At 72.5% G+C, this 25,620-nt stretch carries 19 protein-coding genes and 2 pseudogenes; 10 read left to right on the forward strand and 11 right to left on the reverse strand.

The window, feature by feature from the left end; translation table 11 throughout:
• Window positions 1-39: 39 nt before the first annotated feature.
• On the reverse strand, window positions 40-732 hold the full coding sequence (locus C1703_RS38495; RefSeq protein ID WP_232840723.1) for a DUF4386 family protein: 693 nt from the start codon (window positions 730-732) through the stop codon (window positions 40-42).
• 99 nt (window positions 733-831) lie between these two features.
• Between C1703_RS38495 and C1703_RS38500 the strand changes: the two genes are divergently transcribed.
• Window positions 832-1,458, forward strand: a complete 627-nt coding sequence (locus tag C1703_RS38500; RefSeq protein ID WP_114257821.1) for a TetR/AcrR family transcriptional regulator — start codon at window positions 832-834, stop codon at window positions 1,456-1,458.
• Between the two features lie 90 nt (window positions 1,459-1,548).
• Window positions 1,549-1,722, forward strand: coding sequence for a CsbD family protein (locus C1703_RS38505; RefSeq protein ID WP_114257161.1), 174 nt, complete (start codon window positions 1,549-1,551; stop codon window positions 1,720-1,722).
• Between the two features lie 84 nt (window positions 1,723-1,806).
• On the opposite strand, the gene C1703_RS38510 is transcribed toward C1703_RS38505, so the two are convergent.
• The 5 genes and pseudogenes from C1703_RS38510 to C1703_RS38530 all read right to left on the reverse strand — a co-directional run bounded on the left by C1703_RS38510 (window position 1,807) and on the right by C1703_RS38530 (window position 7,399).
• On the reverse strand, window positions 1,807-2,796 hold the full coding sequence (locus C1703_RS38510) for an oligopeptide/dipeptide ABC transporter ATP-binding protein (protein ID WP_114257162.1): 990 nt from the start codon (window positions 2,794-2,796) through the stop codon (window positions 1,807-1,809).
• A complete protein-coding gene (locus C1703_RS38515) occupies window positions 2,789-3,754 on the reverse strand; it encodes an ABC transporter ATP-binding protein (protein ID WP_114257822.1) in 966 nt (321 codons plus the stop codon). Before C1703_RS38515 ends, C1703_RS38510 begins: the two co-directional genes overlap by 8 nt.
• Before the next feature lie 318 nt (window positions 3,755-4,072).
• Window positions 4,073-4,921: pseudogene (locus tag C1703_RS40080) on the reverse strand (ABC transporter permease); the annotation flags it as partial.
• On the reverse strand, window positions 4,918-5,844 hold the full coding sequence (locus C1703_RS38525) for an ABC transporter permease (RefSeq protein WP_114257163.1): 927 nt from the start codon (window positions 5,842-5,844) through the stop codon (window positions 4,918-4,920). The pseudogene C1703_RS40080 and the gene C1703_RS38525, both read right to left, overlap by 4 nt.
• A 13-nt stretch (window positions 5,845-5,857) precedes the next feature.
• Entirely contained in the window at window positions 5,858-7,399 is a 1,542-nt protein-coding gene (locus C1703_RS38530; RefSeq protein WP_114257164.1) for an ABC transporter substrate-binding protein, read from the reverse strand.
• A 206-nt stretch (window positions 7,400-7,605) separates the two neighbouring features.
• Between C1703_RS38530 and C1703_RS38535 the strand changes: the two genes are divergently transcribed.
• Window positions 7,606-10,776, forward strand: a complete 3,171-nt coding sequence (locus C1703_RS38535) for an RICIN domain-containing protein (RefSeq protein ID WP_114257165.1) — start codon at window positions 7,606-7,608, stop codon at window positions 10,774-10,776.
• A 66-nt stretch (window positions 10,777-10,842) separates the two neighbouring features.
• On the opposite strand, the gene C1703_RS38540 is transcribed toward C1703_RS38535, so the two are convergent.
• Window positions 10,843-12,288 carry a glyceraldehyde-3-phosphate dehydrogenase gene (locus tag C1703_RS38540; RefSeq protein WP_114257166.1) on the reverse strand — a complete coding sequence of 482 codons (1,446 nt, stop codon included), beginning with the start codon at window positions 12,286-12,288 and terminating at the stop codon, window positions 10,843-10,845.
• Window positions 12,289-12,444: 156 nt separating this feature from the next.
• Between C1703_RS38540 and C1703_RS38545 the strand changes: the two genes are divergently transcribed.
• The 4 genes and pseudogenes from C1703_RS38545 to C1703_RS38565 all read left to right on the forward strand — a co-directional run bounded on the left by C1703_RS38545 (window position 12,445) and on the right by C1703_RS38565 (window position 17,358).
• On the forward strand, window positions 12,445-13,353 hold the full coding sequence (locus C1703_RS38545) for a hypothetical protein (protein ID WP_114257167.1): 909 nt from the start codon (window positions 12,445-12,447) through the stop codon (window positions 13,351-13,353).
• 342 nt (window positions 13,354-13,695) lie between these two features.
• Window positions 13,696-14,133 carry a Fur family transcriptional regulator gene (locus C1703_RS38555; protein WP_114257168.1) on the forward strand — a complete coding sequence of 146 codons (438 nt, stop codon included), beginning with the start codon at window positions 13,696-13,698 and terminating at the stop codon, window positions 14,131-14,133.
• A 50-nt stretch (window positions 14,134-14,183) separates the two neighbouring features.
• Window positions 14,184-16,409 (forward strand): catalase/peroxidase HPI, encoded by a 2,226-nt coding sequence (gene katG / locus C1703_RS38560; RefSeq protein WP_114257169.1) that lies wholly within the window; start codon window positions 14,184-14,186, stop codon window positions 16,407-16,409.
• Between the two features lie 278 nt (window positions 16,410-16,687).
• A pseudogene (locus C1703_RS38565) lies at window positions 16,688-17,358 on the forward strand (carbonic anhydrase).
• 46 nt (window positions 17,359-17,404) lie between these two features.
• Here C1703_RS38565 and C1703_RS38570 read toward each other — a convergent pair.
• Together C1703_RS38570 and C1703_RS38575 are read right to left on the reverse strand one after the other, a co-directional pair.
• Window positions 17,405-18,796, reverse strand: a complete 1,392-nt coding sequence (locus C1703_RS38570; protein WP_114257170.1) for a Tat pathway signal sequence domain protein — start codon at window positions 18,794-18,796, stop codon at window positions 17,405-17,407.
• A 117-nt stretch (window positions 18,797-18,913) separates the two neighbouring features.
• Complete coding sequence (locus C1703_RS38575) at window positions 18,914-20,632, reverse strand: VanW family protein (protein WP_114257171.1); 1,719 nt, start codon at window positions 20,630-20,632, stop codon at window positions 18,914-18,916.
• Window positions 20,633-20,851: 219 nt separating this feature from the next.
• On the opposite strand from C1703_RS38575, the gene C1703_RS38580 reads away from it, so the two are divergent.
• The 3 genes from C1703_RS38580 (at window position 20,852) to C1703_RS38590 (ending at window position 23,836) form a co-directional block, all read left to right on the forward strand.
• Window positions 20,852-22,126: a glycosyltransferase family 4 protein gene (locus tag C1703_RS38580; protein WP_114257172.1), complete on the forward strand. Its 1,275-nt coding sequence runs from the start codon at window positions 20,852-20,854 to the stop codon at window positions 22,124-22,126.
• 50 nt (window positions 22,127-22,176) lie between these two features.
• Window positions 22,177-23,013 (forward strand): transferase, encoded by an 837-nt coding sequence (locus tag C1703_RS38585; RefSeq protein ID WP_114257823.1) that lies wholly within the window; start codon window positions 22,177-22,179, stop codon window positions 23,011-23,013.
• A gap of 160 nt (window positions 23,014-23,173) precedes the next feature.
• Window positions 23,174-23,836, forward strand: coding sequence for a YceI family protein (locus C1703_RS38590; protein ID WP_114257173.1), 663 nt, complete (start codon window positions 23,174-23,176; stop codon window positions 23,834-23,836).
• Between the two features lie 14 nt (window positions 23,837-23,850).
• Here C1703_RS38590 and C1703_RS38595 read toward each other — a convergent pair whose 3' ends face one another.
• On the reverse strand, window positions 23,851-24,348 hold the full coding sequence (locus tag C1703_RS38595; RefSeq protein WP_114257174.1) for a molybdenum cofactor biosysynthesis protein: 498 nt from the start codon (window positions 24,346-24,348) through the stop codon (window positions 23,851-23,853).
• A 259-nt stretch (window positions 24,349-24,607) separates the two neighbouring features.
• Window positions 24,608-25,618, reverse strand: coding sequence for an MASE1 domain-containing protein (locus C1703_RS38600; RefSeq protein ID WP_198678393.1), 1,011 nt, complete (start codon window positions 25,616-25,618; stop codon window positions 24,608-24,610).
• Between the last annotated feature and the right edge of the window lie 2 nt (window positions 25,619-25,620).

Raw genomic sequence — 25,620 nt, forward strand, 5'->3', positions numbered from 1 at the left:
GCTGTCGGCAGACCCGGCCCCTGGCCCGAAGGCCCCCGCTCAACGGCTGGTCGGCGGCCCCGGGACCGGCACCCGGCGCATCAGGGCGAGACCGTAGACGACGAGCCACACCACCCACATCAGCCAGCCGGCGAGGCCGAGGAGTCCGAGCGGGCCGTCGTGGTCGATGACCAGCGGGGTGAGGACGGCCGAACAGGACAGCAGCGCGGCCGACACCAGCCCCCAGCCGCCGTGCCACGGCCGGATCAGTCCCGCCCGCACGCCGGCGAGGGACAGGCCGACCAGCGCGACCGCCAGGAACGTGCCGTTGAGGGTGAACAGGGCGTCGTGCAGCGCCCACAGGCCGCCGGCCGCGCCGACGCGGTCCGCGCCGACGTCATCCGCGGCTGTCGACGCGAGCGCCAGCCGGATCGCGACGACCCCGGCGAAGACGGCGTTCTGCAGGACGAGCCCGGCGAAGCCGAACAGGGCCCAGGCCTCGCCCCGGTCCCGCTCGGACCGCCACAGCACACGGACCGCGCCCGCGCCGAACAGCGTGGCCAGTATCCAGGCGACGGGTGTGACCGCGGAGCCGACGCCGACCAGGTCCCCGTGCGCGCGGAAGAACTCCTCGACCTCCGCGACGCCGGTGCCGGTGCGCGGCAGGCCGGCCGGTACCAGGACCACGTTCCCCGCGACGATCAGGAAGGCGAAGCCCAGGGCGGCGAGGCCGCTGACCCGGGCGGAGTTCATGAGAGCAGGGGGAGTCCCCGGTTGTGTACGTAACATATATTGATTATAAGGAGCGTCAAGTGAAGAGGGGGAAGGGTGAATGTGGCGAAGGGGCGGAGCATGACCGAAGGACCGGGGCGGCGGCGGTACGACTCCCTGCGCCGGACGGCGCAGGCGCAGCAGACCCGGGCCGACATCGCCCGTGCCGCGCTGCGGCTGTTCGTCACCCACGGGTGGGGTGCGACGACGGTGCGGGACGTGGCCCGCGAGGCGGGGGTGTCCGTGCCGACCGTCTACGCGGCCTACGGGAACAAGTCCGGACTGACCCGGGCGCTGGCCGACGCGGCGGACCTCTCGGCCGGCGTGCCGCAGCTGGTCGCCGAGCTGGAGGCCGCCACGACGGACCCCGCCGGGCAGCTCGCCGCGATGGCCGGCTACGACCGGCGGCTGTACGAGCGCGCCGGCGAGGTCATCACGCTCGTCCGGGAAGCGGGCCGGTCCGAGCCGGAGCTGGCCACGCTCTACCACGACAGCCGTCTGCGCGGCGACCGGACCAGGGTGCAGGTCTTCTCCTCCTGGCCGCCCGGAGTCCTGCGCCCCGGCCTCGACGTGCCGTCCGCGGTCGACGTCTACGCCGCGCTGTGCAACATCGACGTCTACACCGTGCTGACCGGTGAACGCGGGTGGTCGCCCGACCGCGTGGAGCGGTGGTGGTGCGCGGCCCTGGCCCGCGAACTCCTGAACTGACCGTCGGCGACCCCGGCACGTTTGCGCTGCCTCCTCAAGGCAACTCGGGCCGTGACACCGAAGTCGGACACGGCTGGGAGTGAAGGAACCGTGGCTGGAGAGCAGAAGGCCAAGGCGAAGGCCGAGCAGGCCAAGGGAAAGGCCAAGGAGGCGGCCGGCCGGGCGGTGGGCAACGAGCGGCTGGAGGCCGAGGGCCGCGCGCAGCAGTCGAAGGGCGACGCCCGGCAGGCCAAGGAGAAGACGAAGGACGTCTTCAAGCACTGAGGCGAGGACCCCGCCGAACGAATGCCGGTGCCGCGTCCCCGTGGAGGGCGCGGCACCGGCCATGGCATGTCCGCGTGCCCGAACTCACGCAGCCACCTCCAGGGGGAAGTGGCACGCCGCGCCGTGGAGCGGCGCGCCCGGCACCGGCGGGGGAACGGCCTCGGCGCACAGGTCCCGTGCCCGGGGGCACCGGGTCCGGAACCGGCACCCGGACGGCGGGTCGGCCGGTGACGGGATCTCACCGGTGAGCACGATGCGCTGCCTGCGGCGCCCGCCGCCGGACACGGGGGACGGGGCCGCCGACAGGAGCGCCTCCGTGTACGGGTGCCGCGGCCGCTCGTAGACCTCCTCCGTCGGACCCGTCTCCACGATCCTGCCGAGGTACATCACGGCGACCCGGTCGGCGAGGTGCCGCACGACGGACAGGTCGTGCGAGATGAACACGTACGACAGTCCCAGCTCGTCCCGCAGGTCGCACAGGAGGTTGAGCACCTGTGCCTGCACCGACAGGTCCAGCGCGGACACGGGCTCGTCGCAGACGATCACCTCGGGCTCCAGCGCGAGGGCACGGGCGATCCCGATCCGCTGCCGCTGCCCACCCGAGAACTCGTGCGGCAGGCGGCGTGCGTCGGAGGAGCGCAGGCCGACCATCTCCAGCAACTCGGCCACCCGCGCCGCCCGCCGCGACGCGGGCACGAGCGCGCGGTGGGTCAGCCAGGGCTCGCCGATGAGATCAGCGGCGGTGAGGCGCGGGTCGAGCGAGCCGAACGGGTCCTGGAACACCATCTGCACCCGCCGGCGCCAGGCGAGCAACTCCGCCCCCGACAACGCGAACGGGTCGACGCCGTCGTAGCGCAGGCTGCCCGCGTCGGGCCGCTCCAGCCGCAGGAGGACCCTGGCCAGCGTGGACTTGCCGCAGCCGGACTCGCCGACGAGTCCGAGGGTCTCCCCGCGCCCGAGGGCCAGGTCGACACCGTCCAGCGCCCGCAGCCGCGTGCCGCCCCGCAGGGTCCGCCGGACCGTGAAGCTCTTGGCCAGACCCGTGGCCTCCAGCAGTGCCGCGTGCTCAGGCATCGGCCAGTTCCTTCCCGAAGTGGCAGGCGGCGGCCCGGCCGGTCCCGGTGCCGGTCAGCGCCGGACGGTGCGTGGCGCAGCGCTCCCGGGCCAGCGGACAGCGCGTACGGAAGGCACAGCCGGCCGGCACGGCGCCCGGCTCCGGCGGGCTCCCGGGGATGGAGGTCAGACGGGCGCCCCGGTGCCGCTCGGCCGGGACCGACGCCAGCAGGCCACGGGTGTACGGGTGATGGGGCCGGCCGAACACCTCGGTGACCGGCCCGGTCTCCACCACCGTCCCGGCGTACATGACCGCGACCCGGTCCGCGTGCTCGGCGGCGAGCCCGAGGTCGTGGGTGATGAGGACGAGCGCCGTCCGCTGCTCGGCGCGCAACTCGCCCAGGAGGTCCATGATCTGGGCCTGCACGGTGACGTCCAGGGCCGTCGTGGGCTCGTCGGCGATCAGGACCTTCGGCCGCAGGGCGACCGCCGTCGCGATCAGCAGGCGCTGCCGCATCCCGCCGGAGAACTGGTGCGGGTAGGCGTCCGCCCGGGAGCGGGCCTCCGGGATGCCCACGCGCTCCATCAGCTCCACCGCCCGGGCCCGGGCCGCACGCCGGGACAGGCCCTCGTGGATGCGGAACGGCTCGGCGAGCTGCGCTCCGACCGTGTGGACGGGGTTGAGCGCGCTGAGCGCGTCCTGGAAGACCATGGCGAGACCCGGCCCGGCCAGCCGGCGCCGGGCCCGTGCCCCGAGCCCGAGCAGGTCCACGCCGTCCAGGCGCACCTGCCCGCCCACCACCTCGGCGACCGGATCGAGCAGACCGGCGACGGCGTGCGCGGTCATGCTCTTGCCGCAGCCCGACTCGCCCAGCAGCGCCAGCGTCTCGCCCGACCGCACGGCGAACCCCACCCCGCGCACGACGTGCGCGGGACCGGCCGGGGTGTGGACGTCGACCGACAGGCCGTCCACCACCAGGACACCGGCGTCCGTGCCCGCACCCGAAGGGAGGGCGCCGGGACCGGCCGCGTCACCCGGCCCCGACGGCTCGCCGCCTGCGGCCGAACCGCCCGCCACGGACCGCCCCGGGCCACCCCGCGGCTCCTGGTCACCCGGCAGCCCTCGGTCACCCCGCAGCCCCTCGTCGCCCCGCAGCCCCCGGTCACCCCACCGCACCCGGTCGCCCCGCAGCCCCCGGTGCCCCCGCCTCGCGCCCCGCTCCCTCGACCGCCGCCCGAGTCCCTCCCGCCACCGCTGCCCCGGGTCGGTCGTCAGCCGGGCCCAGGAAGCGAGGACGGTCGCCGAGACGGTCGTGACGACGATCGCCAGCCCGGGGAACAGCGCGATCCACCAGGCGCTCTGCAACTCCTGCCGCCCCTGCGCCACCATCAACCCCCAGCTGACGTCCGGCGGTTGGATGCCGATGCCCAGGAAGCTCAGCGACGACTCGGCCAGCATCACGAAGCAGAAGTCGAGCGCGGCGACGGTGAGCAGCGTGGGCAGCACGCCCGGCGCGACGTGCCGCCGGATGGCGGCCCAACTGCCCGTGCCGAACGTCCGGGCCGCGTCCATGAACAGCCGGCTGCGCAGCTCCGCCGCCTCCGCCCGGGCCGTGCGCAGATACACCGGGATCCGGGCCACGGCCAGCACCAGCACCAGGCTCGCGGCGCTCGGCGAGAACACGTACAGCACGACCACGGCCAGCAGCAGCGAGGGGAAGCTGAGGATCACGTCGGCCACCCGCAGCGACACGTTCTCGCGCCAACCGCCGTGGTAGCCCGCCCACATGCCCCACACCGAGCCGACGACGAGTGAGCAGAGCACGGCGGGCACCGCCACGGCCAGGGTCGTCCCCGCCGCGGCCAGCATCCGCGCGGCGACGGGCCGGCCGAGGGAGTCGCTGCCGAGGACGAAGGCCCAGCCGTGTTCCAGGCTGAAGGGCGGCCGGCCCGGAGCGCGCAGGTTCTGACGGGTCGCCAGATCCCCCGCCAGCAGCGGCCCGAGCACGGCGCACAGCGCGACGAGGATCAGGACCAGGGCCGCCGCGCAGGCGAACCGGTCGCGGAGGAGCAGGGCGAACCACCGCCGCCGTACGGCCGGACCACCGGCCTCGGAAGTGTCGAGCATGTCCCGTCCTTGGCTCATGCCGCCGCCCGCTGCCGTACCCGCGGGTCGAGGAGCGCGTGACAGAGGTCCACCAGGATGTTGAGGGCGAAGATCGCCAGCGCGGTCACGAGCACCGCGGCCTGCAGCACCGCGAAGTCCCGCTGGAGCACCGAGTCGATCATGAGTTTGCCGATCCCGGGCCAGCCGAAGATCGTCTCGACGACCACCGCCCCGTTGACCAGCCCCACGGCCAGGTCACCGGCGACGGTGAGCGCCGGCGCGGCCGCGTTGCGCAGGGCGTGCCCGAACACCACGCGGACCTCGGAGGCCCCCTTGCCGCGCGCCACCTTCACGTACGGGGCGGACAGCGCGGAGACCATGGCGCCCCGCACCACCTGGACCAGCACCCCGAACGGGCGGATCAGCAGCGTGGCCACGGGCAGCACCCAGGCCGCCGCGCCACTGGTGCCGGAGGTGGGCAGCCAGCCCAGGGTGACCGCGAAGACCAGCACGCCCATGATGGCGATCCAGAAGTCGGGGACGCTGGCGGCCGTCGACGACAGGAAGGTCGCGATCCGGTCGGTGGCCGAGTTCGGGCGGTAGGCCGCCAGACTGCCGATGAGGACGGCGCCCGCGAGGGCCGGCAGCATCGTCCAGCCGGCCAGTTGGAGGGTCGCGGGGAACGCCCGCAGGACGGCCTCGCCCGCCGGCTGGGCGGTGCGCAGCGACTCCCCGAAGTCGAGGTGCGCGACCTGGGCGAGGTAGTCGCCGAACTGGGTGATCAGCGGGTCGTCCAGGCCGTTGCGGGCGGCGAACTCGGCCCGCATCTCGGGCGTCGCGCTCAGCGGCAGGTACAGGTTGGCGGGGTCTCCGGTGAGGCGGGCCAGGAAGAACACGCCGAGGACCACGAACAGCAGCGGGATGACGCTGGAGACCGCGCGGCGGCGCAGCAGGGTCAGCACGTGACGTCCTCCCTCAGTCCGCGCGGCGCATGTCGGCGAGCCGCATCTCGTCGTTGGTGGCGGAGTCGGGCCGGTAGCGGACCTTGGGGGAGAGGGCCAGCAGGCCGGTCATGTTGGCCATCACGGCGTCCCGTACGACCTTGTCGCGCTGATGGCTGAACGCCGCCGCGAACGCCTTCTGGCGGGTGCCGCCCGAGGCGAGTTCGGCCCGCTCGATGAGCGCGTCGAACTCGGCGGTGCCGTAGCTGCTCTGGGCGCCCTTACTGCCGTAGATCTGGCCCATCGTGAAGGCGGCGTCGCCCGCCTGGTTGCCGTGCTGGGCCTGGAGCAGGGTGGGGCCGGTGTCGCCGGCGGGGAAGGGGCGCAGCAGGTACTCCAGCCAGGCGTTGACGTCCAGCATCCTGATCCTGACCTTCAACCCGGCCTTGATCAGGCCGTCCTGGACGACCTCCATCGCCTCGGCGGCCTTCGGGTAGATGCCGTTGCGGCCGATGAGGGTGAGGGTGGTGTCGGTGCGGACCCCGTCCGCGCGGGCCTCGGCGACCAGTTCCCTGGCCCGTTCCGGGTCGTACGGCCACGGCCGGACGCTCGCGTTGTAGCCGGTGACGCCCTTCGACACGAGCTGCCCGCTGGGCCGTCCGGCGAAGACCGCCGTGGTCAGCCCCTCCCGGTCGATGGCGTAGTTGACGGCCCGCCGGACGCGGATGTCGTCGAGGGGCGGCTTGCCGGCGTCCATGCGCAGGTACGAGACCTCGTTGGTGGCGAACTCCACCGCCCGGTCACCGGCCCCGTCCTCGGGTGCCAGCCCGATCGCGACGTCCGCCTCGTCGTTCGTCACCATCGCCGCCCGGACACTGCCCTCGGCGCGCCACACGTAGGTGGCCGCGGTGAAGTCGGGGGTCTTGCCCCAGTAGCCGGGGAAGCGTTTCAGCCGCAGGTAACGGCCCTGGTTCCACTCGTCGATCCGGTAGGGGCCGGTGCCGACCGGCTCGCGCACGCGGGAGTCGGGGTCGGTGGTCGTCGGCACGATCTCGACGAACGACAGGCGCAGCGGAAGGATCGGGTCGGGCTTCGCCGTGGTGACCCGGAGCGTGGTCCCGCCGACGGGCGTGGCGGTCACCTCGCTGTCCGCGAAGATGTAGCCGTCGACGTTGCAGTCGATCCCCGAGTCCGTGGCGCGCTGGACGGAGAACGCCGCCGCGGCCGCCGTGAACGGCGAGCCGTCGTGGAAGGTGACGCCCTCGCGGAGGGTGAAGGTCCACGAAGTCGCCGACGTACGCGTCCACTTGGTGGCGAGGGCGGGCTCCAGGCGTCCTGTCGAGGCGTCGCGCTCGGTGAGTGCCTCCGTGATGTTGGCCCGGGTCACCCGGCCCGTCGCGGTCAGCGAGGCGTCACAGGGTTCCAGCGTGGGCGGTTCCTCGGGCAGGACGATGCGCAAGGCGTCCGGTCCGCCGCCGATGGGGTCGGCACCGGCGACCGAGCAACCGGAGGCGGCGAGCAGGACGACGAGGGACGTGACGATCGGACGACTGCGGGCTGCGCCTGTACCGGCCACTGGGCCTCCGCGTTCGCTCCCGTACACAACAGAGAACGTCGTTTAGATATGTGGACGGTCATTATTGGGGTGGCGGGCCGGAGGGCGTCAAGGGGCGTGCGTCGATTCCCAACTCGTCCCGCCTCTTGACGTGTTGATTGCCGTCCTAAAACATTCGGGAAGCTCGATTGGTTCTGCGCGGTTCTGTTCGCTCCCGAAGGGAATTCATGTCCAGCAGACGTCGCCTCGCCCGGGTCCTGGCGGCCACCGTCCCCCTGGCGCTCGGGGCGGGGCTCGTGGCCGTGCCGCCCGCCGCTGCCGCCGATCCCCCCGGCAGCGCGGTCACGGTACGGATCGACCCGTCGTACCGGCAGCAGGAGTTCGAAGGGTGGGGGACGAGCCTCGTCTGGTTCGCCAACATCACCGGCGGCTATCCGGACCCCATCCGCCGCAAGCTCGTCGACATGCTGTTCGGCGAGGACGGCCTCCGCCTCAACATCGCGCGCTACAACATCGGCGGCGGCAACGCCCCGGACGTCCGCAAGGACTACATGAAGACCGGCGCGACCATGGAGGGCTTCTGGAAGGCCCCGGAGGGCACCACCCGGGAGGACACCGACTGGTGGAACCCGGACGACCCGGACCACTGGGACTGGTCCGCCGACGCCAACCAGCGCTGGTGGGTGGACCAGGTCAAGCGCAAGGTGACCCGCTGGGAGGCCTTCAGCAACTCCCCGCCCTGGTTCCAGACCGTCAGCGGCTACGTCTCCGGCGGCTTCGACGCCAACACCGACCAGATCCGGGCCGACCGCGTCGACGACTTCGCCACCTACCTGGTCAAGGTGACCGAGCAGCTGGAGAAGAAGCACCGCATCCGCTTCGACACCATCGCCCCGCTCAACGAGCCCAACACCAACTACTGGGGCACCCAGCTCGGCCCCGACGGGCAGCCCACGGGCGGTCGCCAGGAGGGCGCGCACGCCGGCCCCGAACTCCAGCAGAAGGTCGTCCTGGCCCTGCACCGCGCACTGGAGAACGCCCGGACCCGCGCCACCGTCTCCGCGATGGACGAGACCAACCCGAGCACCTTCGTCCGCAACTGGAACGCCTACGACAGCTCCGCCCGCGCCGCCGTCGACCAGCTCAACGTGCACACCTACGGCACCGGCATGCGCACCAGCGCGCGCGACAGCGCCAAGGCCGCGGACAAGAAGTTCTGGATGAGCGAGGTCGAGGGCACCTGGGGGACCGGCACCGACTTCACCGGCATGGAACCGGGGCTCGGCATCGCCACCCGGGTCGTCGACGACATCCGTGAACTGGAGCCGTCCGCCTGGGTGCTGTGGCAGCCGATCGAGGACTCCATCCCCCAGGCGGCGGCCGGCAAGAACTGGGGCAGCATCCACATCCCGTTCAACTGCACCGCGAAGGACACCCTGGAGACCTGCCCGATCCGGGCCAACACCAAGTTCCACACCCTGCGCAACTTCACCCACCACATCCGGCCCGGCGACCACTTCGTGAAGACCGACGACTCCTCCAGCGTCGCCGCCGTACGCAAGTCCGGCCGCGCGGCGACCGTGGTGCACGTCAACAACGGCACGGCCCCGCGCGCCGTCACCCTGGACCTCGCGAAGTTCCGGCGCGTCGCCCCCGGCGCCACGGTGACCCCCGTGGTGACCAGCGCCGAGGGCGCACTCGTCCGCGGCACGCCCGTGAAGGTGAAGGACGCCTCCGCCACGCTGACCGTGCCGCCGAAGTCGGTCACGACCCTCCTCGTCGACGGCGTGTCCGGTACCGCCGAGGACGCCGCGCTCGTACAGCCCGGCCACGTCTACCGCCTCCAGGGCGCCCAGAGCGGCAAGTCCCTGGCCCCGGCCGCCGACGGCGACGGCGTCGTCGTCCGCACGAACGACCCGGCCGCCAAGTCCCAGCTGTGGTCCGTGAAGCGGCTGACCCGCGGTGAGGGCAACCGTGACCGCTACGCCCTCGTCAACGCCTCCGACGGCAGGCGCCTCGCCGTGCGCGACAACGAGGCCGTACTCCAGGAAGCGGACGCACCGGCCGCCCAGTGGATCATGTCGACCACCGGGGACGGCACCTGGACCTTCGTGAACGCCGCCACGGGCCGGCTGCTCGACGTCGTCGGGCAGTCCACGGCGGACGGCGCCCGCGTCTCGGCCTTCCTGCCGACCTCCGCCGCCAACCAGCGGTGGGGCGTGACCGACGAGACGGTGCTCCGTACGCAGCCCGCCAAGGCGTTCACCGTCCCCGGCCACGCGCCCGAACTGCCCGCGACCGTGACGCCCGTCTTCCGCGACGGCGCCCGGGGCGCGCTCCCCGTCGAATGGACGCTGCCCTCGGCGTCACGCTGGCGCGAACCCGGAACCGTACGGGTGAAGGGCCGGGCGACCGACGCGCTGGGCCGGACCGTCCCCGCCGAGGCGGTCGTCACCGTGGACACCGTCGCCGCCACCCTCCCGGCCCGCGCCAAGACCTACACCGGCGGACGGCCCGCCCTGCCCGCCACGGTCACCGGCGTCGGACGGCACGGCGGGACCGCCGACCTGCCGGTCACCTGGGACGCCGCACCCGAGGGCGCCTTCGACGAGGCCGGGGTGGTGACCCTGCGCGGCACCGCCCGGGTCCCCGGCGGGACGGCGGCGGCGGCGACCGCACGCGTCCAGGTCACCGCGCCCCGGGAGACGAACGCCGCGCGCGACGAGGGCGTGACGGTCGGCGCGACGTACACCGAGAGCGGCTACTCCGCCGAGGGCCTGCGCAACGGGAACACCTCCGAGAAGGCCTGGTCCAACTGGAAGTCGGGCACGAAGAACCCGTCCGACACCATCACCCTGACCCTGCCGCAGGCCCGTGATCTGACCCGGGTCGTGACCCACTTCCACCGCGACGGCGCCAACGTCAGCTTCGCGGAGTCCCTCAAGGTGCAGGTGCGCGGCGCCGACGGCACCTGGGCCGACGCGAGCGACACGGTCCCGGTCGGCACCGAGGGCACGCCCGTGGCCGACGTGCCGGTGCGGGCGAGCGGCCCCGTGACCGGAGTGCGCGTGGTCATGACGGCACGCCCGGGCGGCTACATCACCCTGGGCGAGATCGAGGTGTACGCCAAGGCGCCGGGCACCTCCGCCGACGCCGCCGCGGCCTCGATCGAGGTGGACGGTACGCCGCTGAGCGGCTTCGACCCGGACCGGACGAGCTACCGGACGGCGGTCGACCGCCCGGACCGGGCCCGTGTCACCGCCACCCCGCGTGACCCCTACGCGAAGGTGACGGTCCGCGAGGACACCTCCCGGGGCAGGACGGCCCGCGTCGTCTCCGTCACCGGCGAGGACGGCTCACAGACACGGGAGTACCGGATCGAGCTGACCCGCCGCTGACGCGCCAAAGCGCGGGGCCCGCACGCCCCGCGCTTTCACGGCACCGCTGCACCGGCACCGCGCGGATCAGACCGCCGGAGCCGGGTACGTCGGGTACTCCACGCCCGACACGTGCTGCACGACCCGGATCACCTGGCACGAGTAGCCGAACTCGTTGTCGTACCAGAGGTAGAGGATCGCGTTGTCGCCCTCGACCTTGGTGGCGCCGGCGTCGACGATCGAGGCGTGGCGCGAGCCGATGAAGTCGCTGGAGACCGCGTCGGGGGCGCTGATGAAGTCGATCTGGCGCTTCAGCGGCGAGGTGAGGGACACCTCGCGCAGGTAGTCGAGGACCTCCTGCCGGGTGGTCTCGCGCGCGAGCTGCAGGTTGAGGATCGCGATGGAGACGTCCGGCACCGGCACCCGGATGGAGCTGCCGGTGATCTTCGCCTTGAGGTCGGGCAGCGCCTTGGCGACGGCGGAGGCGGCACCGGTCTCGGTGATGACCATGTTGAGCGGCGCGGACCGGCCCCGGCGCTCGGACTTGTGGTAGTTGTCCAGCAGGTTCTGGTCGTTGGTGAACGAGTGGACCGTCTCCACGTGGCCGCGCTGGACGCCGAACTCGTCGTCCATCGCCTTCAGCGGCGGCACTATGGCGTTCGTGGTGCAGGACGCGCAGGACAGGATCTGCTCGTCCGGCTTGATCGTGTCGTGGTTGACGCCGTGCACGATGTTCGGGACGTCGCCCTTGCCCGGCGCGGTCAGCACGACCTTGTCGATACCGGGACGCAGGTGCTGCGACAGGCCCTCGCGGTCGCGCCACTTGCCGGTGTTGTCGATGAGGATGGCGTCCTTGATGCCGTACGCCGTGTAGTCGACCTCGGACGGGTCGTTCGCGTAGATCACCTTGATGGCGTTGCCGTTGGCGACGATCGTGCTGTTCGCCTCGTCGACGGTGATCGTGCCCTGGAACTGGCCGTGGATGGAGTCGCGGCGCAGCAGCGAGGCGCGCTTGACGATGTCCTGCTCGCCCCCGCCGCGCACGACGATGGCCCGCAGGCGCAGGCCGTTGCCCGAGCCGGACTTCTCGATGAGCAGCCGGGCGACCAGCCGGCCGATGCGGCCGAAGCCGTAGAGGACGACGTCGCGCCCCTCGCGGCGCTCGATCTTGTTGGCGCCGGTGGCCCCGGCGACGGCCTCGGCGGTGAACTCCGCGACCGACAGACCGCGGTCGTCCTCCCGGTACGTCGCGGCGAGCATGCCGATGTCGATCTGGGAGGGCCCGAGGTCGAGCTCGGCGAGGGTCTTCAGGAACGGCAGCGTCTCGGTGACCGAGAGCTCCGCGCCGGCGATCTGCCGGGCGAACCGGTGGGTCTTGAGGATGCTGACCACCGACTTGTTCACCAGGGAGCGGCTGTGCAGCAGGACCGTCACGTCCCGCTCCCGGTGCAGCTTCCCGATGATCGGGATCATCGACTCCGCGATCTCCTCGCGGTTCTTCCAATTGGTGAACGAGTCCTCGTTGGCAGTCACGAATCCATCTTTCGAGCTAGGTGGCGCTCATATGTTAAACCGTCGATTTCCTGATCATGAACGGGGGTCTCCGGAGCGTTCGGCCGGCTCCCCGCGCGCCCCGGAGGGCCCGGCCTGAGACGATCGGAACGGAGCTTCCGCGCGAAAGGGACGCGCATGGACTACGACGCCGTGGCCGACGAGCTGTACGCCCTGCGGCCGGAGGAGTTCACCGCCGCCCGGGCCGCGGCCGTGGCGGCCGCCCGCACCGCCGGCGACCGGGAACTCGCCGAGCGCATCGGGGCGTTGCGCAAGCCCAGCCTCGCGGCCTGGGCCGGCAACCTTCTGGTCCGCAGCCGGCCCGGCGAGGTCGAGCCGCTGCTCCGGCTGGGGGAGGGCCTGCGCCGGGCCCACCAGGACCTGGACGGCACCCAGCTGCGCGAGCTGAGCCGTCGGCAGCACGCGCTCATCCGCGCCCTGTCCGCGCAGACCCGGCAGCTCGCGCAGGAGGCCGGCCACCCGATCGGCGACAGCGTGCTCCGCGAGGTCGAGAACACTCTGCACGCCGTCCTGGCCGACCCCGAGGCCGCCGAGGCCTGGGCGAGTGGCCGGCTGACCAAGCCGCTCAGCGCCACCGTCGGCTTCCCGGCCGCCGCGGAAGGCGCCGGACCGCGGCGCCGCACACCCGCCGAGGCCCCCGGCCGCCGCGACGGGAAGGCCGAAGGCGGCCGCTCCGGCACGAAGGCCGACGACAGCCGCTCCGACAAGAAGGCCGACGACCGGCAGCGCAGACGGCTGGCCGAAGCCCGCCAGGACGCCGCGGGGGCGGAGCGCGAACTGCGGACCCGGAAGGACGAGGCAGCGGCCGCGAAACAGGCCGCCGAGGAGGCGAAGCAGCAGGTGGAACGCCTGCAGCGGCGCGTCGACGAGCTCACCGAGGAGCTGGAGCGCACCAGGGGCGAACACCAGCAGGCCAGCTTCGCCGAGCGGTCGGCCCGCGAGCGCGCCCGCGACGCCGACCGCCGCCTCCGCGAGGCCGACCGCCGGGCGTCGACGGCCGCGGCCCGTCTCGCCCGCCTGACCTAGGGGGTGTCCGCAAAGTCCCGCCTGCCCCGCGACGCCCGGCACGCCCTCTCGCCGCACCGGGCGAACACCCGAGTACAACCAGTACGCGGGCGTCCGCCCGGCACGCCGAGAGAACGCGCCGAACGCCGCGGGGCCCGCCCTCCGGGCGGACGGCGGGACTTTGCGGACACCCCCTGGGGCCCCTCGCCCGGTCGGCCACGTGGTTGTCGCACCCGGCCCCTGTGACATGACTCACAGATCCCTGCCAGAACGGCCGCCCCGCAAGGCCTCACCCGCACGACACCAAAATTGAACCGTTCGTTTTCTTGAATCAGTCGTGTTTGTGCCGCTACGTTGTCCCGCATGACCGCATCCGGGACCCCGACCACCGCCGAGGAGCTGCGCGGTGCCGGCCTGCGGGTGACGGCAGCCCGCGTCGCGCTGCTCGAGACCGTGCGGGACGGTGACCACCTCGGTGCCGAGGCCATCGCGTCCGAGGTCCGCGGCCGCGTCGGCCACATCTCCGTCCAGGCCGTCTACGAGGGGCTCCACGCACTCACCGCGGCGGGACTCATACGCCGCCTCGACCCACCCGGCAGCCCGGCCCTCTACGAGGGACGGGTCGGCGACAACCACCACCACCTCGTGTGCCGGTCGTGCGGAGCCGTCGCCGACGTCGACTGCGCGGTCGGCCACGCCCCCTGCCTGACCGCGTCCGACGACCGCGGCTTCGCCGTCGACGAGGCGGAGGTCATCTACTGGGGCCTGTGCCCCGCCTGTTCCACCGCTCGCAGTTCCTGAGCACGTGATCCACCCGAGCACCGTGATCCACCCCGTCCGGAAGGATTTCCATGACTGAGAACCACGACGCGATCGTCACCGACCCGAAGTCGGAGGAGGCAGGAGGCGGCTGCCCGGTGGCGCACGGCCGCGCGCTGCACCCGACCCAGGGCGGTGGCAACCGGCAGTGGTGGCCCGAGCGGCTCAACCTGAAGATCCTCGCCAAGAACCCCGAGGTGGCCAACCCCCTCGGTGAGGACTTCGACTACGCCGAGGCGTTCCAGAACCTCGACCTCGCGGCCGTCAAACGCGACATCGCCGAGGTGCTCACCACCTCGCAGGACTGGTGGCCGGCCGACTTCGGCAACTACGGCCCGCTGATGATCCGTATGGCCTGGCACAGCGCGGGCACCTACCGCATCAGCGACGGCCGCGGCGGCGCCGGCGCCGGCCAGCAGCGCTTCGCGCCGCTGAACAGCTGGCCGGACAACGGCAACCTGGACAAGGCCCGCCGCCTGCTGTGGCCGGTGAAGAAGAAGTACGGCCAGTCCATCTCCTGGGCCGACCTCATGATCCTCACCGGCAACGTCGCCCTGGAGCAGATGGGCTTCGAGACCTTCGGCTTCGCCGGCGGCCGCGAGGACGTGTGGGAGCCGGAGGAGGACGTCTACTGGGGTCCCGAGACCACCTGGCTCGACGACAAGCGCTACTCGGGCGACCGTGAGCTGGAGAACCCGCTCGGCGCGGTCCAGATGGGCCTCATCTACGTCAACCCCGAGGGCCCGAACGGCAACCCGGACCCGATCGCCGCGGCCCGCGACATCCGTGAGACGTTCCGCCGCATGGCGATGAACGACGAGGAGACCGTCGCCCTGATCGCCGGCGGACACACCTTCGGCAAGACCCACGGCGCCGGCCCCGCCGACCACGTCGGCGCCGACCCCGAGGCCGCCTCCATGGAGGAGCAGGGCCTGGGCTGGAAGAGCACCTACGGCACGGGCAAGGGCGGCGACGCCATCACCTCCGGCCTGGAGGTCACCTGGACGGCCACGCCCACCCAGTGGAGCAACGGCTTCTTCAAGAACCTCTTCGAGTTCGAGTACGAGCTGGAGCAGAGCCCGGCCGGCGCCCACCAGTGGGTCGCCAAGGACGCCCCGGAGATCGTGCCGGACGCGCACGACTCCTCGAAGAAGCACCGCCCGAAGATGCTCACCACCGACCTGGCGCTGCGCTTCGACCCGATCTACGAGCCCATCTCCCGCCGGTTCTACGAGAACCCCGACCAGTTCGCGGACGCCTTCGCCCGCGCCTGGTTCAAGCTGACCCACCGTGACATGGGCCCGAAGTCCCTGTACCTCGGCCCGGAGGTCCCGGAGGAGACCCTGATCTGGCAGGACCCGCTGCCGGAGCCCGAGGGCGAGCTCATCGACGCCGAGGACATCAAGACCCTCAAGACCAAGCTCCTGGAGTCGGGTCTGAGCGTCTCGCAGCTGGTGTCCACCGCGTGGGCGTCGGCCTCCACCTTCCGCGGCAGCGACAAGCGCGGCGGCGCCAACGGCGCCCGCATCCGCCTGGAGCCGCAGCGCGGCTGGGAGGTCAACGAGCCCGACGAGCTGGCCCAGGTCCTGCGCGTCCTGGAAGGCATCCAGCAGGAGTTCAACTCCGGCGCCGGTGCCAAGAAGGTCTCCCTGGCCGACCTGATCGTCCTCGGTGGCTCCGCCGCCGTGGAGAAGGCCGCCAAGGAAGCCGGCTTCCAGGTGGAGGTCCCCTTCGCCGCTGGCCGGGTGGACGCGACGGAGCAGCACACCGACGCCGAGTCCTTCGAGGCGCTCGAGCCGACCGCCGACGGGTTCCGCAACTACCTCGGCAAGGGCAACCGCCTGCCGGCCGAGTACCTGCTGCTCGACCGCGCGAACCTGCTCACGCTGAGCGCCCCCGAGATGACCGTCCTGGTCGGCGGCCTGCGGGTGCTGGGCGCCAACTACCAGCAGTCCCAGCTCGGCGTGTTCACCACGACGCCCGGCTCGCTGACCAACGACTTCTTCGTCAACCTGCTCGACCTGGGCATCACGTGGAAGTCGACGTCCGAGGACCAGACCACGTTCGAGGGCCGCGACGCCGCCACCGGCGAGGTCAAGTGGGCCGGCTCCCGCGCCGACCTGGTCTTCGGCTCGAACTCCGAGCTGCGGGCCCTCGCCGAGGTCTACGCGAGCGACGACGCGAAGGAGAAGTTCGTCAAGGACTTCGTCGACGCGTGGGTCAAGGTCATGAACCTGGACCGGTTCGACCTGGTCTGATCAACCCCGCGTGACAGGACGCCCCGGGCCGGCCGGCCCGGGGCGTCCGCGTGTCTGTCCTGATGGATCGTCAAAGACCGTTCAAGGTAAGAACATCACTTACCCAACTCTCACCATGAAACGGCAAGGAACGCACTCCCGCGCGGATTCGGTCATACGTTCTGGCCGTGAATACTGATTCCCTTGCCGACAGAGGCCCGGGCCGTGCACCGCACCCCTTCGCCGGTCCACGGCCGACCACCGGCGGCCCCGTCCGCCGCACCCTGCTGCGCACCGCGCTGACCGGGGCCGCAGCCCTCGGCGCGGGCCTCGGCGCTGCCCGGCCCGCCACCGCCGCCCCCACAGCCCGGGCACCGGTCACCGGCCCGCCACACCGGGCGAGGCCCTCAAGGAGCTGGCCGCCGGCAACCGCCGCTGGCGCGACTACCGCGAACGCCACCCGCACGAAGACCCCGAGCTCCGCCGGACGCTGACGACGGCCCAGCACCCCTTCGCGGTCGTGCTCGGCTGCATCGACTCGCGCGTGCCCCCGGAGCTGGTCTTCGACCAGGGACTGGGCGACCTGATGACCGTCCGGACCGCCGGCGAGGTCCTCGACGAGGCCGTACTCGGCAGCGTCGCCTACGGCGTCCTGGAACTCGGCATACCCCTGGTCGTCGTCCTCGGCCACCAGTCGTGCGGCGCGGTCCGCGCCGCCGTCGAGGCCGAGGAGTCCGGCGGCCGCCTGCCCGCGCACATCCAGTACCTGGCCGACCAGATCAGCCCCGCGATAGACCACGGCAAGGAGGGCGACGCGCGCGTCGACGCGACCGTCGACGCCAACGTCCGGCTCGTGCGCGCCCGGCTGGCCGCGGAGCCCGACCTCGCCGCCAAGGTCGACACCGGCCGGCTGGCGATCGTCGGTGCCCGCTACGAACTGAGCACCCAGGCCGTCCACCGCATCGCCTGAGAACCGGCCCGGTCCGCCGCACACCACGGCGGACCGGGCCGTCCCGTCACGCCTTGAGCGGGTTGTACCGCGCCGCCGCCATCAGGTACCAGGCGGTCGCGCCCGTGTGCCGGTAGGGGTAGTAGCCGAAGCCGAACCCGGTGTCCAGCGGGCTGCTCGCGGACACCACGCCACAGCGCTCCGGCAGTGCCCCGCCGCCCACGGTCTGACCGCCGCCCAGCAGGTCCTGGGCCTTCTCGGCCGACGCGAGCAGACGCCGGGCGCGTGCCTCGTCACCCCGCGCCCCGCGGTCCCGCAGGGCGAGCGCGAGGTGCGCCGTCCCCTCGAACCACACGCCGTTGCGGTCGGGCTTGGGCTGCCCCGCCGCGATCGGGGCGTCCTCGTCCGCGAGGAGGCTCGCCGAACTGAAGGTGACCCCCTCGTACGACTGCCCGGCGGGGACCGTGCTGTTCGTGCGGCCGGAGTGGTCCAGGACCGCCAGCTCCGCCGCGGCCCAGTCCAGCGAACGGGAGAACCGGCCGGAGCCGAGCGCCAGGTGCGTCCAGGTCTGGGTGTCCTCCGGAACCGGCGACCGGTTGACCGTCACGCCGTCGTTGGTCCCGGTGTAGAAGAAGCCCCCGGACGGCTCCCACATGCGCCGCACGAACGCCTCGGCCCGCGCCCGCCGCTCCAGCCACACCCGGTCGCCGGTGAGCCGGGCCAGCCGGCCGAACAGGCAGACCAGGTCCGTGTTGTGCTCGGTCGAGGTGAACGGCAACGGCTGGTTCGCCCCGTCCACCCCGAACTTGTAGCCGCCGAGCGGCTCGTCGGTCCGGCCCGTCCGCTCGATCCACTCGCCGATCCGCACGGCAGCCGTGAGGAAGCGGCGCGCCCCGGTGCGGCGGGCCAGCGCGCTCAGCGCGATACCCGCCCAGGCCATGTCGCCCACCGCCGTGCCGGTGAAACCGAACTGGGTGCCGACGTTGACGGTGCCGTCCGGCCGTACGAAGCCGTCGGGCTGCGGCGCGCCGTCGTAGAAGGTGTACGGGCCGACGTTGTAGGCCTGCCGGAGCCTGCCGTCGTCGTACGCCGGGTCGTGGAGCTGCGCGTACAGCAGGGCGTCGCCCAGCGCCTCGGCCCTGGTCAGGCCGTGCGCGGTGCGGGCGGCGAGGTGGGCGAGAACGGCCAGGGCGTTGTCGTACGTGAACGCCGTGCTGAACAGCCCGGCCTGGTCGGTGTAGCTCTGGGCCAGGCGGATGCCGCCGTGGCCGGGGTAGGCGTCCATGGCGGCGGCGAGGAAGGCGTACCCCCGGGCCGGGGCCGACGCGGGACGTGCCCCGGCCCGGCCGGCCGCCAGGGCCGGTGCCGAGCCGACGGCGGTGAGCCCCGCGGCGCTGATGCCGAGTCCGGCACCGATGAGCGAACGCCGGCTGACCGCCGGGCCTTGTCTGCCAGTCATGGATCTCCCTTTGAGAGCGCTCTCAGCCAGTGCGCGCTCATTGTGCTGGCACCCCGGGGGCGGGTCAACGCCCAGCTCCGAAAGGAGAGTTGCGGAGGGAGAGGAACAGCGAGCGGCCTACTCGCAGACGATCTCGTCACGCGGCGTGTAGTGCGTGCGGAACGGCTCCCGCCTCACTTCCCGGCCGCCGTCGTAGAACACCCGCTCCACGGTGACGTCGAACCCTTCGAGCGGCGTCTGCGGCACGCACTCCTTGTCGTCGCTCACCTTCTTCTCCGGCTTCTTCACCTCGGTGCGCGGGCCCTTGACCGACTTGATCTCGTCGTACTTGCGCGTGCCGAGGAAGGAGACGGTCACGGACGTGTCGGTGGACTCGGCCTGGATGTAGATCGCCTTGCCGGAGTCGTTGGTGAACCGCAGGTCCAGGCTGCCCCAGGCGACCGTCGCCTCGCGGCCCTCGGGGTAGCGCTCGATGTAGAAGGAGTGCGCGCCGTGCTCCACGGGCTTGACCCCGGCGAAGAACAGCGCGTTGTACACCGTCGTCGCCACGGCCGAGACACCGCCGCCGGAGGCCTTCGTGAACTTGTCGTCGAGGATGATGATGCCCTCGACGAAGCCGTTCTCCTCGGTGCGCTCCCCGACGGTCCGATTGAAGCTCCACGTCCGGTCCGGCCTGACGAGGGAGCCGTTGATGAGTTCCACCGCCCTGCCTATGTTCTTCGTGCGGTACTCGGCCGGCTCGAAGTGGACGGTGAACGAGGACATCTTCTCCGTCAGCCCCAGCTCCGCGGCGTTCTCGCGGGTCACCTCGGGCTGGATCCCGCGCACCTCCACCTCGCCTTCGCGGTCGGCGCCCGACCTGGTGAGCAGCGGCAGCACCGCCTTGCCCAGCGCCTTGTCGGTGACCTCCCGGCCGGGTACGGCGTCCTCGGTCACCACGGCCCGGTCGCCGTCCGCCCGCAGCCTGGCGTTCTCGGCCGTCGTGGTCACCTCGTCCAGGGGACCGGCGACGGCGGAGGCGGCCCGCAGCCCCTTCGCGTCGAGCTCCGGTCTCAGCCTGCCGCTGTCGTCCGGCCGCATGGCCAGGTGCTCGCCCAGCACGTCCGGGCCGACCGTGAACCGCCTGCCGGCCGCGGTGAGCGTGACGGGCGCCGACACGGCCGGCTCCGCGAACGTCCGCACCGCCCGCCGGACCTCCTCGGCCGTGACCTCCGGCCGGGTCTCCCGCGCGGGCAGGGCCGTCACCGCCGCGGCGTCGCCGCGCAGGAAGGAGGCGCGCAGGGGTGCCACCGCGGCGTCCACGTCGAGCGCGTGACCCGTGCGCGGCGCGACCTGCCGCACCCGTCCGCCGTCGAAGCCGACGGCGCCCTCCCGCACCTTCTGGTCGAGGTCCTTCGCCAGCTGCCCGAGAGCGGCCCGGGCCTTGCCCTCGTCGAGGCGTACGACCGGCTCGACGGCACCGCCCGAGCGGAAGAACCCCTCGAACACGCCGACCGGGTCGTTGCCGGTGCGCGCCGCCCGGTCGACGGTCTCCTGGATGTCGTAGGAGAGCCCGGCGCGCCGCGGATCGACCGTGCCCGTACGGTCACCGACCTTCACCGTAAGCTCCCGCGCGCCGGCCGCGCCCAGCCGCCGCTCCAGCTTCCGCACCGCCTCCGCGCGGCTCAGCCCTCCGATCTCCACGCCGCGCACCGTCGTACCGGAGTCGATCTCCCCGCCCGTGAGGACCAGCCCCGCGAGGTACAGGCCGCCGACCCCGACGGCCAGCGCGCCGCCGGCCAGGGCGAGGGGCGGGAGGGAGGTGATGCGCGGGACGGAGGCTGTTCGGGGGCGCATGGGTCTCCTGGAGATCGAATACGAAGGGGCACCCGATGACGCGACGCTGCTGCGGGCAAACACATCAAGCTATGCACACCTGGTGGCAATCCGGTATGTCCCAGACCACTTATGTCCGAGATCACGCCCGGACCGGCCGGACCGGCCCGCACCGCCGGGCCCGGCAACGGAGTGGTAACGGCGAACAACTGTCCGGTGGTTGACACCGTCTAGGCCACCATGAAGATCTCTTTCCTGATTCACAACGCCTACGGGATCGGAGGCACGATCACCACCACGTTCAACCTGGCCGGAGCCCTCGCCGAACGGCACGACGTGGAGATCGTCTCCGCGCTGCGCCACCGCGAACACCCCAACCTCACCCCGGACCCCCGGGTGCGGCTGCGGGCCCTGGTGGACCTCCGCAAGGAGGCCGACCATCCGCTCCACGCCAGACCGGCGAAGGTCTTCCCGCCCGCCGAGTACCGCCACCACCAGTACAGCGAGCTGACCGACGAGCGGATCGGCGCGCACCTGGAGGCGCTCGACGCCGACGTCGTCATCGGCACCCGCCCGGGCCTCAACGTGCACATCGCCCGACAGGCCCCGCGTCACGTCCTGCGCGTCGGCCAGGAGCACCTCACACTCGACAACCACTCGCCGCGGCTGCGCACCGCACTGCGCCGCGCCTACCGCGACCTCGACGTCGTCACCACCGTCACGGAGGCGGACGCCGCCGCCTACCGGCGCAAGATGTGGCTGCCCGGCGTCCACGTCGAGGCCCTCCCGAACAGCGTCCCCGACCCCGCCCTGCCGCCCGCGGACGGCAACGCCAAGATCGTCGTCGCCGCCGGCCGGCTGGTCCCCGTCAAGCGCTACGACCTGCTCATCGAGGCGTTCGCCCAGGTCGCCGCCGCGTTCCCGGACTGGCAGCTGCGCATCTACGGCAAGGGCGAGGAGGAGCCCAGGCTGCGGCGGCTCATCGAACAGCTCGGCCTGTGGAACAACGTGTTCCTCATGGGGGCCGCCACCCCCATGGAGGCGGAGTGGGCCAAGGCCTCGATCGGCGCGGCCGCCTCCGACTTCGAGCCGTTCGGCATGACGATCGTCGAGGCGATGCGCTGCGGACTGCCCGTCGTCAGCACCGACTGCCCCTACGGCCCCGGCGAGATCATCCAGGACGGCACCGACGGCCGGCTGGTGCCGGTCGGCGACCGCGACGCCTTCGCCTCGGCCCTGCTGGAACTCGTCGGCGACGACGAACGACGCCGCCGCATGGGCCGCGCCGCCCTGGAGAACGCCCGCCGCTACGCCCCCGGCCCCGTCGTCGCACAGGCCGAACGCATCCTCGAGGAGACCGCGACGGCCAGGACCACGGGCCGGCACCCCGGCACCGCGCGGGAGCCCCGGGCCGGCAGCCCGCTCACCGGCCGGGGCCACGCCGCCCGCGACGCGGCCCACACCGTGGCGACCGGCGTGCTGCGCCGCATCCGCATCCGCGAGGGCCGGCGATGAGCGCGCCGGAACCGACGACCATGACGACGAACGCGCCGGAAGGCACCACGATGGGCACCCCGCACGACACCCAGCCGCGCACCGACTGCGCGATCGACACGGACGGCAGGATCACCTTCCGCCTCCCGCCGGTCCCGGCCTCCCGCCCCCAGCTGCTGCTGCGGCTGCGCCCCAAGAAGGGCAGCCCCGAGACGGTCCGCCACCTCCTCGACCTGGCACCGGACCACACCGGAACCCACCTGCACGCCGTACTGGAACCGGACCCGGCCCTGGCCGAGGGCCGCTGGGACGTCTACCTCCTGCCGGAACCGGGAGCCGAACGCCGACGGCTGCGCCCCGGCCTGCGGGACCTGCGCGCCCTCGTCGACGGGCACCTGCGCGACCGGCCCGCGCCGGTCGCCGTCCGCATCCCGTACGTCACCAAGGACGGCTTCCTCGCCCTGCGGGCCTGGCTGCGCACCGCCCACGCCGAGGCCCGCGCCATCGACGTCACGGACCGGGCGATGACGGTCACCGCCCGCCTGCACGGTGCCGGCCTCCACGAGGACGCCACCGTGCGCCTGCGCCTGCGCGGCACCGACACCGTACGGTGCCTCAGCCCGCGGATCGACGACGACGCCAAGGGCTTCTCCTTCACCGCCGGCCCCGAGGACCTGACGGCCGACGACGGAGGCGCGGACCGGATCTGGGACGCCTTCGTCCGGCCCACCGCCGACGCGGCGCCGATCAGGATCGGCCGCCTGCTCGACGACGTGGCGGACCGCAAGCACGTGTACGTCTACCCGGCGGTCACCCGCGACGGATCGTCCCTGCGCCCCTACTACACCGTCGACAACGACCTCGCGATCGAAGAGAAGAAGCCCCATTCCCCGATATGCCCGAAATGAAAATCCAGAGGGCTTCGGATGGTTATTTCGGAAGCGGGAAGCGACAGTCATGTGTGGATTCTGTGCGAAGCGGCGGCAAAAAGGTCAGGCGCTCGTTTTCAACAGGCCCACATCGCAAGGGGACTTGCGGCCATAACCAAACTCAAGTACTAGATGAATCATGAACCTGTTCAACCGCGTCGTGCCGTCCCGCCGGCAGGCGCCGACCGTCCCCCCACAGCGCCCCGGCGGCGCACCGGCTTCCCCCACCGCCGTGCTGCCGGACCCCGGCCTGGCGAATCTCACCGGTGAATGGGTCGTCGACCCCGCGCACAGCAGGATCGGCTTCTCCGTCCGGCACGCCATGGTGACCACCGTGCGCGGTTGTTTCCTGGAGTACGAAAGCCGGCTCTACTTCGACGCGCACGACCCGGCCCGGTCGCGGGCCGACATCACCCTGTTCACCTCCAGTGTCGACACCGGAGTGGAACAGCGTGACGCCCATCTGGTGGGCCGCGACTTCCTCGACGCGGCCACCTATCCGCGGATGCGCTTCACCAGTACCGCGGTGGAACAAGCGGGCACCGACCTGTACCGCATGTCGGGGGAGCTCACCATCAAAGGAATATCCCGCCCCGTCGTACTGGACATGACCTATATCGGGCACGTCACCGATCCCTTCGGTTATGACCGGGTCGGTTTCGACGGCACCACCACCATCAACCGCTCCGACTGGGGCCTGACCTACAACAGCAGGCTGGCCGAGGGAGGCGCGATGGTGAGCGAGAAGGTGCGCCTGCAGCTCGACATCGCCGCCATCCGCACGGCACCGTCCTCCGGCTGACCGCCGAAGCCGCTTCAGGACACGGGCTCGCCCCCGGCCACGACACGGAACGTGGCCGGGCCGACCGTGAGCACCCCGTCGCTCAGGGGCGTGCACCGCACACCGCCCCGGCCGCGCAGGGCCCGGTGCGCGCCGGGGCCGATGGTGACGTCCATCCAGGCGCAGGGCCGGGCCGGGCGGTTCACGGCGAACACCACCGGCCCGGTGCCGCAGTCGAGGGCGATCGTCGCGCCGACGTACGCGTCGATGTCGACGCCCCTGAGCAGGACGTTCCGGCGGGTGTGCCGGAGGTCTGCGTCCGCCGGGAGCCCCTCCGAGGCCATCATGGTGACGGCCGCGTTCCGGTGGGCGGGCCGGGCGTAGTAGCGGTCGCCGACCAGCCCCAGGCCCCTGCGTACCTCCACCCGGGCGACGCGTTCGTCGACCGGACCGGGGGAGGGGCCGTCCGACGGCCGTCCGGCCAGCCGGTGCGAGGGCGACACCAGCAGTTGCAGCACCTCGACCTCGGTCATGGCCCCACCCTACGACGCGGTAACCGGTCCCGGCCGAGAGGTCGTCGCCCCTCGTGGGCGCTGCGGGACTCGGGCACGTTGGGCGCTGTGGGCGCTGCGGGACTCGGGCACGTTGGTCGCTGTGGGCGCTGCGGCAACCGGGCCCGTCGATCCCCGCGGGCGTGGCGGCAACCGGACCCGTTGCCCCCGGCGGGCCGAGCGGCAGCCGGGCCCGGCCGCACGCCCGTCGCCCCACCCCGCGGCCGCAGGCCCCGGCCCGTCACTCGTCCTGTCGCCGCCCGATCCTCCCCTCCTCCAGCGAGGCCCGGCCGTCCGCCGCCTCGCCCGCCGTCAGGTGCTCCAGCACCTCGACCAGCTCCTGGCACGCCCGTTCCACGGAACGCCGGGTGTTGAGCTGCTCGGTGATCACGGCCGACAGGATCAGCGCGGTCAGGGCCATCGCCCCGTTGAAGGCCTGCAGTTTGATCATCACCTCGACCCTGGTCAGCCGTTCGAACGGCCCGGACCGGTCGGTCGCCGCCACCGTCGCCATGATCGAGGCGAACAGGGCGCACAGCATGCTGCCCGCCAGCTGGAAACGCAGCGCCGCCCAGATCAGCAGGGGATAGACGAGGAAGAGCAGACTGACCGGGCTGTGCGTGGCCGGCGGAACGACACAGCACGCGATCAGCGCCAGGCCCGACGCCTCCTTCCAGCGCGACAGCCGCAGCGGCCGGCGCAGGCGGTACAGCAGGAGCAGCACCGGCGTGACGATCAGGACGCCCATCGCGTCACCCACCCACCAGGCCAGCCACACCGCCCAGAAGCTCGGCCAGTCGAGCCGGCCCGTGGCGATCAGCAGACCGGCGCCCACGGTCGCACTGATCAGCATCGCGGTGAACGCGCCCAGGAACACCAGGGCCAGACCGTCCCGCAGCCGCGCCAGGTCGGTGCGGAAACCGGCCCGGCGCAGCAGCAGGTACCCGACGATCGGCGCGGCCGTGTTGCCTGCCAGGACGCCGAACGCCGAGGGCCGCAGGGAGGTGAGGGACAGGATGACGAGAAAGGCGCCCAGGGCGATCCCCGGCCAGCAGCGCAGCCCGAAGATCAGCAGGAAGGCGACCGAGACGCCGGTGGGAGGCCAGACGGGCGTGACGACCGCGCCCTCGACGACCAGTTCCCGCATCAGGCCGAGCTGCCCCGACACGTAATAGCAGGCGGCGACGGCCAGCGTCTGCAGAGCGATGACGACCGGCGTACGCAGATCCTGGGTGCCCACCACAGCAGCCATGA

It is taken from the genome of Streptomyces sp. Go-475, assembly GCF_003330845.1.
Taxonomy (GTDB): domain Bacteria; phylum Actinomycetota; class Actinomycetes; order Streptomycetales; family Streptomycetaceae; genus Streptomyces.